Source organism: Flavobacterium tiangeerense, assembly GCF_007830355.1.
GTDB lineage: Bacteria > Bacteroidota > Bacteroidia > Flavobacteriales > Flavobacteriaceae > Flavobacterium > Flavobacterium tiangeerense.
The window spans coordinates 54,558-70,621 of sequence record NZ_VLKO01000004.1 but is presented as its reverse complement, the minus strand read 5'-3'; the positions used below and the strand labels follow the sequence as shown (position 1 = coordinate 70,621).

Below are 16,064 nucleotides of genomic sequence, written 5' to 3'. Positions count from 1 at the left end.
CAAAAATATTTTATGAAATTTTTTCAGCGTTTTGCCTATTATTTAGTTGGTTTAATAATCGGACTTTTTTTTGTAGCCCTAGTTTTCAGTGGGAAAGACACCCGTTGTAACTATTTTCCAAATGCTAGAGTCTTAAATGACTTGAGAAACAAACCTTTCTATTACTCTGATAAAGCATCTGCAATACTAGCGCAAAAATGGATTGATACCGCTGATATAAAAAACTCATTGCAATATGGTGATGTTGATTTTGACAACAGTAACCTAATTGTAAAAAAAGGAAAAATGTACACCATTGAAGGCAAAACAATCAAAAATCAAGAAGTTGTTTTAAAAATCATCAATTACAGTGATAAAGCTGTACTAGAAGATATCATCAAAAAATAATTTTCTCAGCATATTCATTTTTTGGGCGTGCCCCTACGCAAAAGCTTCGGGTCCTGCTGTACGTTCCCGCTTTTCTAGTCGGGCAAAAAAGCCCGCCTAAAAAGAGCTCCACTACCATCAGTCACGCAAAACGACTTATAAACATTAAACATCTTGACTTAGACTAATTATCGGTATTCCAAACGATAGCTTTTTTATTATTCGCTTCAAGGTAATCATTCACTTGACTAAAATGCTTGTTGCCAAACCATTTCCCTTGATTAGCACTCAATGGCGATGGATGACCCGATGTTAAAACTAAATGTTTGTTTCGGTCTATTTTCACTCCTTTTTTTTGAGCAAAACTGCCCCAAAGTACAAATACAATACCTTCTTTTTTAGAATTAATGAATTCAATTATAGCATCAGTAAACTGACTCCATTTTAAATGCTTATGACTATTAGGGCTATCTTGTCTCACTGTTAAAGTAGCATTGAGCAACAAAACACCTTGTTGAGCCCACGACTCTAAGTTACCTGATGTAGGCAAAAAAACCGTTCCTAAATCGTCACTCATTTCTCTGAAAATATTTCTTAATGATGGTGGTATGCGCACCCCATCAGCCACTGAAAAACATAGACCATTAGCCTCGCCCACTCCATGATAAGGATCTTGGCCAATAATTACCACTTTTACAGTATCAAAAGAACATTGGTTGAAAGCCTCAAAAATCAATTCTTTCGGAGGAAAACAAGTATGTTGTTCGTATTCTGAAGCCACATGGCGCATCAATTCTTCAAAGTATGGCCTAGTTATTTCTTCTTTTAAAATTTCTTCCCAGGACGGGTCTAAATCGTATTTCATTTGATTTCGTTAAAAACACAAATATACTTTGAATTCCACGAAATCTAGCTCTGTAAAACGCTATAAACATTATTTAATTCTTTGTGAAAGTCTGTTAAATAGTCTTAACTATTAGCTATTTTTGTAGTTCAAAAGACTGAACTATAAATGATCTCCATTACCGAAAAAACATTACAAGATTTACAATTTCCAACTGTACTAGAAACAATATCTTCTATTTGCAATACTGATATTGGAAAAGAAAAAGCACTTGAAATAACTCCTTTTAAAGACAAAGAAACTTTGATGCAAGCTTTATTGCAAACCTCAGAGTATGTTTCGTCTTTTCAAAATAACAACGCCATCCCAAATCATGGTTTTGAAGCCATATCACACGAGATCAAATTTCTTGCTATTGAAGATAGTTTTCTTGAAGTAGGTAGTTTTAGAAAAATTGCAAACCTTTCGAGTACCGTAAATTTTTTATTGCAATTTTTAAAAAAATTCGAAGACTACTATCCAAACTTAAATCTTAGAGCTAATCAAGTAGAATTGACCAAAGACATCATCACTATGATTGACGATGTGGTTGATAAATACGGTGAAATAAAAGACAATGCTTCTCCAGATTTATTGAATATCCGTCGGAGCATGAATGCAGTGCGCGGAAAAGTGAATCAGAGTTTTGGGACAGCACTTACGCATTATAATTCGTTGGGTTACTTGGATGACATTAGAGAGAGTTTTGTACAAAATAGAAGAGTTTTGGCTGTTCTAGCCATGTACCGCCGTAAGGTAAAAGGTTCTATCATGGGAAGTTCAAAAACGGGTAGTATTGCGTATATTGAACCCGAAGCAACTTTGCAATATTCCAGAGAATTGAGCAATCTAGAGTATGAAGAAAAAGAGGAAATAACCCGAATTTTAAAGCTTTTATCCAATCAAATCAGACCTTTTTTGCCTTTATTGGTTGAATATCAAGATTTCTTAAGTGACATTGATGTTATTGCTGCAAAAGCCAAATATGCCAATAAAATAAACGGAATTCTTCCAACTATTACTGAAGATCGCAGATTGTATTTTAGAGATGCTTTTCATCCTATTTTGTATTTAAATAACAAACAAAAAAACGAAATAACACATCCACAAACCATTGAGTTAGGACAAGAAAATAGAATTATTGTTATTTCGGGACCTAATGCTGGTGGAAAAACCATCTCATTAAAAACAGTTGGTTTATTGCAATTGATGTTGCAATCTGGTATGTTAATTCCTGTACACGAGCGCAGTGAAACCTTTTTATTTGACAGAATCCTTACGGATATTGGTGACAATCAATCTATTGAAAATCATTTAAGTACATATAGCTATCGATTAAAAAACATGAATTACTTTCTGAAAAAATGCAACAGAAAAACTATGTTTTTAATTGATGAATTTGGTACCGGATCAGATCCTGAATTAGGAGGTGCTTTGGCTGAAATTTTCTTAGAGGAATTCTACCATAGAGAAGCTTTTGGTATTATCACAACCCATTATTCGAACTTGAAAATTCTTGCAAATGAATTGCCTTTTGCTACGAATGCCAACATGCTTTTTGACGAAAAAACACTCGAACCATTATATAAATTAGTGCTCGGTCAGGCGGGAAGTTCATTTACATTTGAGGTTGCACTCAAAAACGGAATTCCTTTTAGCTTGATTAATCGCGCCAAAAAGAAAATTGAAGTTGGGAAAGTCCGATTTGATAAAACCATTGCCACCTTACAAAAGGAACGCTCTAAACTTGAAAAAACGTCGCAAACGTTAAAAGAAGAAGAAAGCAAAGCACGTGAAGAGGGCAAAAAAATGGAAACTATCAATGTAAAAATCAAGCAAAAACTGGAAAGTTATCAAGAGTTGTACGACAGCAATCAAAAGACCATTTATATTGGACAAAAGATTGAAGATATTTCTGAAAAGTATTTCAACAACAGAAATAAAAAAGAATTACTGGGTGAGTTTTTGAAAATTATTGAAATTGAAAATTCCAAGCGTAAAAAAGCTACTGCTAAAGAGACAAAAGCGCAAATTGAAAAAAAGAAAGAAGTCATCCAGGAAGTAACCGTTCAGGTGGAAGAAATCCGAAAGGAGAAGAAAGAGAAAAAACAAAAAATAGTGGTTGAAAAGCCGAAACCAGTTCTAAAAGTAGGTGATCGTGTGCGTATGTTTGATGGAAAAGCCATTGGTACGATTGATAGTATCGAAAAAAACAAAGCCACAGTCAATTATGGTGTTTTTACTTCAAAAGCAAGTTTAGATGTTTTAGAATTTGTCGAGGCAGGAAAAAAGTAAATACTAGCTAAAAAATACAAAAAACACTCTATAATTCTTTTTAGTAATCTAATTTAACTGATTTTTCAACATGCAAAATCTTCCAGAAAATAAGAAAATAATACTCTTTGATGGTGTTTGCAATTTGTGTGATACCTCGGTACAACTTATTATTAAGCATGATACAAAAGATATTTTTAGGTTTGTAGCTTTACAATCTACTTTAGGGCAAGAGATCACTAATTATTTAGGAATTGATTCTCAAAAAATGGATAGTATCATCTTATATCATCCAGGAGTTGCTTATTATTACAAAGCAGAAGCAGCATTAGAAATTGCCAAGGAATTAGGAGGAGTATTCTCTTTAGCCCGCATTTTGGGATTACTCCCTATTTCATTTAGTAATCTTGCTTATGATTTTGTTGCTAAAAACAGATACAAATGGTACGGTAAAAAAGAAAGTTGTATGATACCTACAGAGGCTCTTAAATCAAAATTTTTAAATTAAAATAGTATCTCGTTATCATTTCATTTTAAATAAGTTACTTAGCTTTATTTAATTAATTACTTAAATATATATTATCATGAAAAAGGCTGTCCAAATAGACAGCCTTTTTATATAAAATAGAAGAAAATTAGTTGCGGATTAATTTTCTATATTTTAATCGTTTTGGAGTTAAATCACCCCCTAAACGTTTCTTTTTATTTTCTTCGTATTCAGTAAAACCTCCTTCGAAATAATATACTTCAGAGTCGCCTTCAAAAGCTAAAATGTGCGTACAAATTCTATCTAAGAACCATCTATCGTGCGAAATTACCACAGCACAACCAGCAAAATTCTCTAAACCTTCTTCTAATGCTCTTAACGTATTTACGTCCAAATCATTGGTTGGCTCATCCAGTAAAAGTACATTTCCTTCTTCCTTTAATGTCATGGCCAAGTGCAAACGGTTGCGTTCTCCACCTGAAAGCATTGAAACTTTTTTGTTTTGTTCGCCACCACCAAAGTTGAAACGAGACAAATATGCTCTAGAATTGACTTGTTTTCCACCCATCATAATTAGTTCCTGACCATCAGCGAAATTTTCCCAAATTGATTTATTAGGGTCAATATTAGAATGCGATTGATCTACATAAGCAATTTTTACAGTTTCACCAACAGAAAAAGAACCACTATCTGTAGCTTGCTCACCCATTATCATTTTGAAAATAGTAGACTTACCAGCTCCGTTTGGCCCGATAATCCCAACAATCCCTGCTTGTGGCAACGTAAAGTTTAGATTGTCATATAATAATTTCTCTCCAAAAGCTTTAGCTACATTTTTAGCTTCAATAACATTGGTTCCTAGACGAGGACCATTTGGAATGTAAATCTCCAAGTTTTCGTCCAATTGTTTTTGATCTTCGTTTAACAATTTATCGTAGTTCTGTAAACGTGCTTTTTGTTTGGTTTGACGGCCTTTGGCACCTTGACGAACCCAATCCAACTCACGCTCTAAGTTTTTTCTGCGTTTTGAAGCTACTTTTTCTTCAAGAGCCATTCTGCTAGATTTTTGATCTAACCAAGAAGAATAATTCCCTTTCCACGGAATACCTTCTCCTCTATCCAACTCTAGAATCCAACCTGCTACATTATCTAAGAAATACCTATCGTGAGTTACAGCAATTACTGTTCCTGCATATTGTGCTAAATGCTGCTCTAACCAAAGTACGGATTCTGCATCCAAGTGGTTGGTAGGCTCATCTAAAAGCAAAACGTCTGGTTGTTGCAACAACAATCGGCATAAAGCTACACGACGACGCTCACCACCAGAAAGATTTTTAATTGGCGTATCACCATCTGGAGTACGCAAGGCATCCATAGCTATTTCTAGTTTGGTATCGATTTCCCAAGCTCCCAGCGCATCAATTTTGTCTTGCAAAGCCGCTTGACGATCCATCAATTTGTCCATTTTGTCTGGATCAGAATAGTTTTCTTCAAGTCCAAACAAATCATTAATTTGATTGTATTCTGCTAAAACAGCCATGGTTTCTGCTGCACCTTCTTGAACAATTTCTAAAACGGTTTTAGTATCGTCCAAAATTGGTTCTTGCTCTAAGTATCCTACCGTATAACCTGGTTGAAAAACAACATCTCCTTGATAATTTTTATCAACACCTGCAATAATTTTTAAAAGTGATGATTTTCCAGAACCATTAAGTCCTAATATACCTATTTTGGCACCATAAAAGAAACTCAAGTAAATATTTTTAAGTACTGGTTTATCTGCACCTTGATAGGTTTTACTCAATTTTTGCATTGAGAATATTACTTTTTTATCGTCTGACATAATTTATGTTTTTCAGTTATCTTTTTATTTATTTTTCTCTTTGTGTTTGTACTTTTACAACCTTCCTTTGAGTGAACTAAAAACCCATGCATTTGCTAAAAATCCAATTCCTACTGCTGCAAATCCCCATCCAGCAACATCATCATATCGAAACGCGCCCAGAGCAATAAGCAATAATCCTATTAAAATCATAATGAGTGTTGCCCAACCTAAGATTGTATTTTTATTCATGTTACTTTATTTATAAATGTTTTGTTACAATTTGAGTTGCAAATATCGGAATTTTTATAATTTTAATTGAATATTTTAAAAAGCATCTCTCGTAATAAATCCGATTGTGAAATTGCATTTGCACCTACACCTTTACTTTTAACATCAATATCCCGAAGTGCTCCTACAATTTGACTCACTTTTTTCATTGGATAATTTTTCAAAGCAACATCATATTCTTTCATGAAAAATGGATTTACACCTATTACGGCTGCTACATTTTTTGGGTTTTTATCCTTTAAACCATGGTATTTTAAAAGCTGTATAAAAAATCCAAATATTAAACTAGTGGTCACCACCATAGGGTTTTCCTTTGGGTTTTGAGCGAAGTTTTCAGCTATTTTATACGCTTTCAACTGATTGCGCTCTCCAAGTGCTTTTCTAAGTTCAAAAACATTATAATCTTTACTAAAACCTATATTATCCTCAATATGTTGGGGTGTTATTGTACTTCCGACAGGTAAAATAATTTGCAACTTTTCTAATTCATTGTTTATTTTACTCAAATCAGTACCTAAAAACTCTACAAGCATTGCCGTAGCTTTAGGCTCTATCATGTATTTCTTACCAGAGAGTACTCGCTTAATCCAATCGCCTACTTGGTTTTCATATAATTTTTTACTCTCGAAAACCAATCCGTTTTTCGCAATAAGTTTGGTTACTTTTTTTCGTTTGTCAACCGTTTTGTATTTATAACACAATACTAAAACGGTTGAAGGCATTGGGTTATCTGCATAAGCTTCAAATTTATCAAACGTTCGATTTAAATCTTGAGCTTCTTTTACAATTACTACTTGGCGGTCAGCCATCATAGGATATCGTTTTGCAGTAGCAATCACATCTTCAACAGTTACATCTCGTCCGTATAAAACAGTTTGATTGAATCCTTTTTCTTCCTCAGACAATACTTTTTCTTCAATAAAATCTGAGAGTTTGTCAATATAATAAGACTCCTCACCCATTAAAAGGTAAATGGGTTTTATAGAACCACTTTTAATATCATTTACAATTTTTATGACTTCGTCCATTTCAATTTAATTCAAGTTTTAATAAGCAAAGTATCTTTTTATCAGAATGGATCTTTAAACTTTACTTTTTAAACTTATTTAATACTTTTGCACCATGCAAATTCTCAATTTTCCACACTATACTTTTCGGTTCAAAAATAGCGAAAATAAAACAGCTATTTTTGATGTCATTCGTAAAAAATTTATAATTCTTACACCTGAGGAATGGGTAAGGCAGCATGTAGTTCGGTTTTTATTGGAACAAAAAGAATACCCCCTTTCTTTAATAAATGTTGAAAAAGTCTTAAAAGTCAACGGCTTACGCAAAAGGTACGATGTTGTTGTTTACAATACTGACGGTACAATCAATATCCTTGTAGAATGCAAAGCCCCTCAAATTCAAATAGCACAAGTCACATTTGACCAAATAGCCCAATACAATATGACATTACAAGCCAACTTTTTGATGGTAACCAATGGATTGAATCACTACTTTTGCCAAATGGATTTTGAAAATGAAAAATATCAATTTCTGAAAGATTTGCCCAATTACGGGCCACTTTAGCACATTATTACACCATGAAAATAGCCGTTGTTATCCTTAATTGGAATGGAACCAAATTATTAGAACAATTTTTACCCTCAGTAGTACAATTTTCAAAAGAAGCGACTATATATGTGGCAGATAATGCTTCTACAGATGCCTCAGTTGCTTTTGTAAAACAAAATTTTCCCGAGGTTGAGATTATTCAAAATTCTGGTAATTTTGGTTTTGCGAAAGGCTATAACGAAGCACTTCAACATTTGAATGCCGATGTGTATGCACTCATTAATTCTGATATTGAAGTTACCGAAAATTGGTTGCAACCTATTTCAAAAATCTTTGAAAAAGAACCAAATACCGCTATTATTCAACCCAAAATACTAGATTTCAAAAATAAAGAATATTTTGAATATGCTGGAGCAGCTGGAGGCTTTATAGATAAGTACGGATATCCATTTTGCAGGGGAAGAATATTTGATACTCTAGAAAAAGATTTAGGACAATATAATGATGAAACAAATCTATTTTGGGCTTCTGGAGCTTGTTTTTTTATCAGAAATGCTGTTTATCATGAACTCGAAGGGTTTGATGGAGACTTTTTTGCCCATCAAGAAGAGATAGATCTATGTTGGCGAGCAATAAATAAAGGATATACAATTAAATATTGTTTTGAATCCGTGGTGTATCACGTAGGAGGTGCTACTTTACAGCAAGGAAACCCTCTAAAAACGTATTTGAACTTTAGAAATTCCTTGTTGATGCTAACCAAAAACTTACCTAAAAAACAACTCTTTGTTATTTTGTTTCCTAGAATGATTTTAGATGGTGTTGCAGGAATACAATTCTTAATGCAAGGAAAAGGGAAACACTTTTGGGCTATCCTCAGAGCACATGGGGCATTTTATAAACTATTTAGGGAAAATTACGCTAAAAGAGACAAAACACAATCACCTAAATACTATAAGACCAAAAGTATCGTTTATAATTACTTCATTAAAGGACGCACTGTTTTTAACGATTTATTTAGAGTATAGTGTTCCAAAAAAACTAAATTTGTTTCAGTAACAAAAAAAATAATACCTATGAAAAAAATAGCATTAACCCTTACCGTTTTAGCCCTTATGACATCATGTGTTTCAAAAAAGAAATACACCGATTTAGAGGCGAAAAATAAAGAAACACAAGACTTATTAAATACTGCCACTGTAAAGCTTAATTCTTGCTTAGAGGAAAAAGCAGGACTTGCCGCAACTGCAGCAACTTTAAAAGAACAAAATCAAGGTTTGATTAGTGTTTCAAAAGATATGACTGTTTTATCTACAAAAGGTGCTGAAAATATTGAAAAAGCATTAGAATCAATCAAAGAGAAAGATTTAAAAATAAGCAGAATGCAGGATGCTTTGACCAAAAAAGATAGTGTGACACTAGCGCTTATTACTAGCTTGAAAAGTTCTGTAGGAATATCTGATCCGGATATTGAAATAAATGTTGAAAAAGGAGTAGTATTTATTTCTATTGCAGATAAATTATTATTCAAAAGTGGAAGCTATGATGTAACAGATCAAGCTAAAGGTGTACTTGCAAAAGTTGCCAAGGTTGTAAATGACAAACCAGATTTTGAGTGTATGGTTGAAGGACATACAGATAATGTACCTTACAACGGTACAGGTGTTTTACTTGACAACTGGGATTTAAGTGTTAAACGTTCTACTGCCATTATTCGCGTACTTACAAATCAACTTGGTGTAAAACCAGAACAATTGATAGCTGCTGGTAGAAGTTCATACATACCACTTGTGGCTAATGATACACCTGAAAATAAATCAAGAAACCGTAGAACAAGAATTGTTGTTTTACCAAAAATTGATCAATTTTATGAAATGATCGAAAAAGAAATGAAAAAACAAAAACAATAGTTTTTTATTCAAATCATAAATCAAACGCCTCAATTAGAGGCGTTTTTTTTGTTATAAAGATGATACCCTTATTTAGTTTAAAGTATTAAAATATATAATTAACAATCGAAATCATTTCCATTGTAATGAGATACTTATTACTGATTAAATTTGTAAGTTTGCGAGGTCAAAAAAATATGTGTTTTTATGGATGTAATCGAAAAAAATTATAAAAAATTATCTATTCAAGTTTCCTTGACTGGACTTTCTTTTTGTTGTTTTGACACCTTGAATGATACGGTTTCTTCGTTTAATGAGGTATATTTTGATGCTTTTCCAAAGACAACAAAAATTGAAGATTTATTTGCAAATGCTTTTAAAAACCATTCGGAATTATCTCAAAAATATGACGAAATTCTTGTTGTACACAATAATAATTTAGCAACATTTGTCCCTACTCTATTTTTTGATGAAGAAGCACTAGGTAGTTACTTGCAATACAATACTAAGGTTTTTGAAACTGATTTTTTTGCTTTTGACACATTAGAGAACCACCAAATGAATACAGTTTATATCCCTTATGTGAATATTAATAATTTTTTTATAGATCATTTTGGTTCCTTTACATACAAGCATGCACACAGTATTTTAGTTTCAAAATTATTAGAATTAACAAAAGACAAGCTCCGTAAAAAAATGTTTGTTCATCTTAATACGGGTCATTTTGAAATAGTAGTTATAGAAAATCAAAAACTTATATTTTTCAATTCTTTTGATTACAAAACCCCCGAGGATTTAATTTATTATATTCTTTTTACTGCAGAACAGTTAGGAATGAATCCTGAATATTTTGCATTAGAATTTATTGGAAAAATAGATGTAGAAAGTGATTTTTACACAATTGTTTACAAATACATTCGAAATGTATCTCTCATTGACGTGGAAGATTTACGTTGGAATAATTATTTTTCTGTTGCCGAAAACAGAGCCCATTACATACTTTTTAACTCATGAGAATCATATCCGGAAAATATAAAGGAAGAAGAATTTCACCTCCAAAAGGCTTACCTGTTCGACCTACAACAGACATGTCTAAAGAGGCGCTATTCAATGTTTTAAACAATCATTTCAGTTTTGAAGACCTCAAAATATTAGATTTATTCGCAGGGACAGGAAACATTAGCTATGAATTTGCTTCTCGCGGTAGCACGCCAATAACTTCTGTTGATGGTGATTTTGGTTGCGTAAAATTCATCAAACAAGTAGCCTCTGAATACGATTTTAATATAGCCGCTACAAAAAGTGATGTGTTTGCTTATTTGGAAAAATGCAAGACATCCTATGATATCATTTTTGCAGACCCTCCATATGGTTTAGACCAAAAAACGTTTGAAAGAATTGTAATGTTGGTTTTTGAAAAAGATTTACTCAACCAAGATGGAATGATGGTTATTGAACACTCTAAATACACAAAACTCGATCATATGATGCATTTTTCTTTTCAAAAAAGTTACGGAGGATCTATTTTCAGTTTTTTCGAAATTGAAAGCCAAGATGATGATGATGATACTAAAGTAATTTCTTTGAATCAAGAAGAAGAGTAAATAGTAGTGTTTTAAGTCAATTTCTTTAAAATTTGCTGATACTTAGGCGTAAGAACCCCGTATTTTAATCCTTCAGTAACAACATATTCTGTAAGTGATTTCACTTCTGTAGTATTTCCAGCTAAAACATCTCTGTGCATGGATGAAGTATTGTCTTGCGGCGATTTTTCTAGTTTTGTTATGGTTTGAGCAACAATATCCATGGGTAAGTTGATCCCTTTTGCCAAAGCAACAGCCGAAATTTCCTTTAACAATGTAATATAGAGTTCTTTATTGGTAGGATTATTTAAAATACCGCCAATATTTTGATTCAAATAGGAAGTTGCAGAGGCCAAAGCGGAGATGAAAATAAATTTTTCCCAAACCGTTTCCTCGATATTTTCTACAAGATAGCTTTCGATTTTTGCATTTGTAAAAATAGATTGTAATCTTTCTAATTTTGAAATTGGTACTGTTGTAGAACCAAAAAATAATTTTTCATAAGAACCAATTTTCTTAATATTTCCAGGAGCGGTAATCATAGAAACAATATAAACACAAGCTTTCAAAATTGTATTTTCAGGAAATAATGTTTGAATCCGCTCCGTTCCATCAACACCATTATATAATGGCAGAATAATAGTGTCAGAGGTAATACAATCTTTTATCGACATCAAACTGTTTTCAATATCATAGGTTTTTGTAGCACAAATAAGGACATCTAGAGTTCCAATCTCTGCTGGATCATTGGAAACCAAATTAGGGAACACATTACTTTCAGTGGTATCGGTACTTATTTTTAATCCATTTTGCGCTATGGTATTTTGAGTATTACCACGGGCAATAAATACAATTTCGATTGTATCTGAGTCTAAGTAAGCCTTTGCTAATAATCCACCAAAATATCCTCCTACTCCACCAATTCCTAAAATTCCAATTCTTTGTTTCATAAGTTGTTTGTTATTAAGATGAATGCTTTAAAGTAGATTCGAAATTACAATAATCTTTATAATTAAGTATTGCATTAAAAGTATAAATCCCATTGACAAAATTAGTTTTTTTACCAAAAAAGTAATACATTTCACTATTCTTTTAACAAATACTAATTCATTACTTTTTCTATTCTATGTCAATAAAAGCAATCATCGTTGATGATCACCAAAAATCGAGAGAACTCATTCAAAGTTTTTGTGAATCGTATAGTAATGGAGTTATTCAAATTGCAGCCCTTTGTCCTTCCGTTGATTCCGCATTGATGGCCATCAAAACCCACAAGCCAGATTTAGTATTTTTAGATATCGATATGCCAGAAAAAAATGGGTTTGAATTGATTAACAATTTTGATGTACTGCCTTTTGAAGTCGTATTTGTTACTGGACATGCCAACGAATATACAAAAGCTATTGAGATAAGTGCCATGAATTATTTAATGAAACCTATAAATCCATTAAACATCAAAGCCATTATTGAACGATTCGAGACTAAAACCGCTTTGGCAAACTCTATCAATAGGAACGAGATATTAAAGAATAATTTGAATGGTGAAAATAGTACCATTTTATTCCCTTCCAATGACGGTTTTACAGTAGTTGACACAACTGAAATTATAAGTTTTCAATCACAAAATGGAACTGGTAAATGTACAATTGTAACAACTAATGATACTATCGTAATTCATAAATACTTGAAGGATGTGATGTTATTACTACAAGAAAGTAGATTTATTAAAGTAAGTAGTAGCGCCATTATAAATAAGAAAAAGATAGCTTCTTTTAACAGTAAAACGTATACTTTAAAAATGTCAAATGGTTCCAACATTAAAGTTTCAGATGCTTATTATAACAAAACTAAACTTATAGATGCACTTGCCAACTAGAGTTTTACTTTTTCTTGTGTGTTTTTATGGTTTTTATTGTTCAGCTCAATACAAGCCATCAATAAATTATACTACTTCAAATGGATTACCTAATAATGCAGTACGGGCATTGTTTTTAGATAAAAATGAAGACCTATGGATCGGTACCGAAAATGGAATTTCAAAGTTGGAAAATGGAGCCTTTTCAAATCTAATTTTACCAAAAACAATAAAAAATAACAGTTGCTGGGACATCGCTCAAGATCACAATGGCAACTTATGGTTTGCTAGTTATGGGGGTGGTGTGTACAAATATGATGGTTTACAATTTACTGTTTTTAACAAACAAAGAGGCTTACCATCTTTACGAACTCGAAAAGTATTAGCTTATAACGACAAAATTTATGTAGGTACAGAACTAGGAGTTGCCATTATTGATCTTAAGACTAACGCGGTAGTAGTTCCAAAAGGAATTATACCTCATTTTGGAGTGTTTATTGTTACGGATTTTGTAGTTTATAAAAATGAAGTGTTTTTTTCAACGGCTAACGAAGGTCTTTTTAAAATTGTAACTAATAAAAACAAACCAGAAATTGTACCAGTAAATCAGTTTAAATATGCCTACAGTTTGGGATTATTTGAAGGAACTTTATTCAGCGCCAACAAAGGATTCCTACAATCCTTTCCAATGGACAAGTTAATACAAAATCAGCCAATTTCAAAATCTCTTGGGCAATCTACTTTTTGGGACTTCAGTGCAGATAGTGATCGTAATCTTTACGCGGCTGCTTGGGGTGTGTTTGACAACAGTGGTGGTTTGTATGCAATTGCAAATAACCAGATGAAAAACATTTCGGAATTGTACGGAATTGATTCTAAAAATTTATTGAATGTGGTGCACGCTCGTAAAAAAAACATTCTTTACGTAGGTTCAAAAGACAAAGGAATATACGAAATTCAACTCGATAAAACCATTAACTACAACCCATTTGAAAATAAATCGATAGTGGATTTTACCACCATCGGAGCAAAAAAAGTAATACTGCATCAGGATGGAGTCTCCTTTTTAGAAAAAGACAATACCATTACCACATCAGTTTCATTAACTGATTTTAAAAATGCAGAACTAGCGTACATTAAAAATTCAAAACAAAAACTGCCTTCACATGCTGACGGTTATTATGAATTAAATTATAAAATACCCGCAAACCAAATCGAATTTTACGAAATTATAAAACATCAAAAATCGTTTTGGATCAGCAGCAACATTGGCCTATTTGAGATTAGCTTAAATGGTGAATTAATCAATTACGTACCCATTCACAGTTATAAAATTGGGTTTACCTATGATCACCAATTTATAGAAACGATTCCCTACGCGGGCGTTCGGGTATATGATGATCTTACTAATTTAAAAGTCAAACACTACTCGGAATTTAATACGAATACCCCTTTGGACGTAGTTGGAATTTTAAATTCAAAAGACAAAAGCTACCTCATTTCAGTGTTCCAAGGATTGTTTGTTTATGAAAATAAAGTTTTCAAATCGCTACTAAAAGAAGGTATTTGGAAGGGAAGCAAACTCAAATTTATTACCCAAAACAAGCAAGAAAACTTGATTATTGCATCAGAATTTGGTGCTGTTTATGTAATTGATAACACCAAATCTTTTAAAATACTAAAAACAATTCCAAAAAATCAGTTGATCGGTACTACAATCACGTTTCTAGAAAGTTACCAAGACTATATTTTTATAGGTACCGAAAAAGGAATAAACTGCTATCATAATGGAGTAATACAGTTATTTGATAAGGAACAAGGTCTGAAAGATGCCGTCATAACTAGTTCAAGTATTATTGAAAATCAATTGTGGCTTGGCACTAAGAAAGGTTTTTACACTATCGATTTAAACAAAATTACAGCAACTAAAAATTCGGTTACCGATATCAAAATCAGTTCAATTGCCATTAATTCGGTTCCTATTGATCCAAAAAATTACCGTTGGTTTTCGTATCAATCCAATCAATTAGTTACAGATTATGAACACAATACAATAGCATTAGACTTTGTACCAAAAGGACATTCGTTCCCAAACAAATTAAAGTTTAGATACCGCTTAAAAAAAACAAATCGATGGAGTCCTTATACAGAAAAGCCATTCGTTTATTTGTCTTATTTACCAAATGACACCTACAATCTAGAAATTGAAGTTTTAGATTTACATGCCGGAAAAACAATGCGTTTTAGTGTTTTAAAAATTATCATTGAACCTCCATTTTGGAAAACAGGACTGTTTTATTGTGTAATCGGAATTCTTATCATTCTAGGAGCAACGCTATTAATTTTCAGAATAAAAAAACGAGCCCAACAAAAAGCAGCAACCGAAAATCAACTTGCTAAGGCAAAACTAGAAGCCTTATTAAGTCAGATGAATCCGCATTTTACATTCAATGCTTTACAAACCATTCAAGGTTTTGTTTTTAACAATGACAAACTAAATTCTACAATTTATATCAGCGAAGTAGCCAGTTTGATGCGCCAAACATTAGACAATTCTACCTACCAAACCATAACAATTGCTGATGAAATTAAATATTTAGAGACCTACATTGCTATAGAAAACAAACGATTTGACAACCGTATTCAATTTGCAATTGAAGTGGATGAAAGCATCGACAGGTATCAAATAGAAATACCTACAATGTTATTACAGCCTTTTGTTGAAAATATTTTTAAGCATGCTTTTAATGAAGAATCTCCTCACCCTTCTTTCACAATTTATTTTACAATCACGGTTGATCAGCTGCTTCAAATCCAAATTTTAGATAACGGGAAAGGCATAACCAAGAATATAAACACCCACAGTTCAAAAGGCATTGCCATTGCCAAAAAGCGCCTTCAAATTATGCAACCTAGCAATATAAATCCTATCGAAATTACTTTTTTGGAAACAGGAACTACAGTAATTATCCGATTAATTATGTAGCTGAAAAAAAATCATAACACAGATTACCCATTTTATAGCCTAGAAACCCCGATTTATAATTTCGGGGTTTT

15 protein-coding genes are annotated in these 16,064 nt (G+C 32.5%); 10 read left to right on the top strand and 5 right to left on the bottom strand.

The window, feature by feature from the left end; all coding sequences use genetic code 11:
- Nucleotides 1-12 precede the first annotated feature (12 nt).
- Complete coding sequence (locus IQ05_RS05125) at nt 13-387, top strand: DUF4258 domain-containing protein (RefSeq protein WP_144890701.1); 375 nt, start codon at nt 13-15, stop codon at nt 385-387.
- A 163-nt stretch (nt 388-550) separates the two neighbouring features.
- Here IQ05_RS05125 and ung read toward each other — a convergent pair whose 3' ends face one another.
- A complete protein-coding gene (gene ung, locus IQ05_RS05120) occupies nt 551-1,231 on the bottom strand; it encodes a uracil-DNA glycosylase (protein ID WP_144890699.1) in 681 nt (226 codons plus the stop codon).
- 147 nt (nt 1,232-1,378) lie between these two features.
- On the opposite strand from ung, the gene IQ05_RS05115 reads away from it, so the two are divergent.
- Both IQ05_RS05115 and IQ05_RS05110 read left to right on the top strand, forming a co-directional pair.
- Nucleotides 1,379-3,544, top strand: coding sequence for an endonuclease MutS2 (locus tag IQ05_RS05115; RefSeq protein WP_144890697.1), 2,166 nt, complete (start codon nt 1,379-1,381; stop codon nt 3,542-3,544).
- Nucleotides 3,545-3,614: 70 nt separating this feature from the next.
- Nucleotides 3,615-4,031 (top strand): thiol-disulfide oxidoreductase DCC family protein, encoded by a 417-nt coding sequence (locus tag IQ05_RS05110; RefSeq protein ID WP_144890695.1) that lies wholly within the window; start codon nt 3,615-3,617, stop codon nt 4,029-4,031.
- 127 nt (nt 4,032-4,158) lie between these two features.
- Here IQ05_RS05110 and ettA read toward each other — a convergent pair whose 3' ends face one another.
- From ettA to holA, 3 genes are all read right to left on the bottom strand, one after another.
- A complete protein-coding gene (gene ettA, locus IQ05_RS05105) occupies nt 4,159-5,853 on the bottom strand; it encodes an energy-dependent translational throttle protein EttA (protein ID WP_144890693.1) in 1,695 nt (564 codons plus the stop codon).
- A 54-nt stretch (nt 5,854-5,907) separates the two neighbouring features.
- Nucleotides 5,908-6,084, bottom strand: a complete 177-nt coding sequence (locus IQ05_RS05100) for a CAL67264 family membrane protein (RefSeq protein WP_144890691.1) — start codon at nt 6,082-6,084, stop codon at nt 5,908-5,910.
- Nucleotides 6,085-6,146: 62 nt separating this feature from the next.
- Nucleotides 6,147-7,151 (bottom strand): DNA polymerase III subunit delta, encoded by a 1,005-nt coding sequence (gene holA / locus IQ05_RS05095; RefSeq protein WP_144890689.1) that lies wholly within the window; start codon nt 7,149-7,151, stop codon nt 6,147-6,149.
- A gap of 94 nt (nt 7,152-7,245) precedes the next feature.
- Here holA and IQ05_RS05090 point away from each other — a divergent pair, with 94 nt between their 5' ends.
- The 5 genes from IQ05_RS05090 (at nt 7,246) to IQ05_RS05070 (ending at nt 11,173) form a co-directional block, all read left to right on the top strand.
- Nucleotides 7,246-7,695 (top strand): type I restriction enzyme HsdR N-terminal domain-containing protein, encoded by a 450-nt coding sequence (locus IQ05_RS05090; protein WP_144890687.1) that lies wholly within the window; start codon nt 7,246-7,248, stop codon nt 7,693-7,695.
- Nucleotides 7,696-7,709: 14 nt separating this feature from the next.
- Nucleotides 7,710-8,708 carry a glycosyltransferase family 2 protein gene (locus IQ05_RS05085; RefSeq protein WP_144890685.1) on the top strand — a complete coding sequence of 333 codons (999 nt, stop codon included), beginning with the start codon at nt 7,710-7,712 and terminating at the stop codon, nt 8,706-8,708.
- A 48-nt stretch (nt 8,709-8,756) separates the two neighbouring features.
- Nucleotides 8,757-9,590: an OmpA/MotB family protein gene (locus IQ05_RS05080; RefSeq protein WP_144890683.1), complete on the top strand. Its 834-nt coding sequence runs from the start codon at nt 8,757-8,759 to the stop codon at nt 9,588-9,590.
- A 186-nt stretch (nt 9,591-9,776) separates the two neighbouring features.
- Nucleotides 9,777-10,583: a DUF3822 family protein gene (locus IQ05_RS05075; protein WP_144890681.1), complete on the top strand. Its 807-nt coding sequence runs from the start codon at nt 9,777-9,779 to the stop codon at nt 10,581-10,583.
- Entirely contained in the window at nt 10,580-11,173 is a 594-nt protein-coding gene (locus IQ05_RS05070; RefSeq protein WP_144890679.1) for an RsmD family RNA methyltransferase, read from the top strand. Before IQ05_RS05075 ends, IQ05_RS05070 begins: the two co-directional genes overlap by 4 nt.
- Nucleotides 11,174-11,184: 11 nt before the next feature.
- On the opposite strand, the gene IQ05_RS05065 is transcribed toward IQ05_RS05070, so the two are convergent.
- Nucleotides 11,185-12,102: a ketopantoate reductase family protein gene (locus IQ05_RS05065; RefSeq protein ID WP_144890677.1), complete on the bottom strand. Its 918-nt coding sequence runs from the start codon at nt 12,100-12,102 to the stop codon at nt 11,185-11,187.
- Between the two features lie 176 nt (nt 12,103-12,278).
- Here IQ05_RS05065 and IQ05_RS05060 point away from each other — a divergent pair, with 176 nt between their 5' ends.
- Both IQ05_RS05060 and IQ05_RS05055 read left to right on the top strand, forming a co-directional pair.
- Nucleotides 12,279-13,028, top strand: a complete 750-nt coding sequence (locus tag IQ05_RS05060; RefSeq protein ID WP_144890675.1) for a LytR/AlgR family response regulator transcription factor — start codon at nt 12,279-12,281, stop codon at nt 13,026-13,028.
- Nucleotides 13,012-15,993: a sensor histidine kinase gene (locus tag IQ05_RS05055; protein WP_144890672.1), complete on the top strand. Its 2,982-nt coding sequence runs from the start codon at nt 13,012-13,014 to the stop codon at nt 15,991-15,993. The genes IQ05_RS05060 and IQ05_RS05055 overlap by 17 nt, the downstream gene beginning before the upstream one ends.
- Nucleotides 15,994-16,064: the final 71 nt, after the last annotated feature.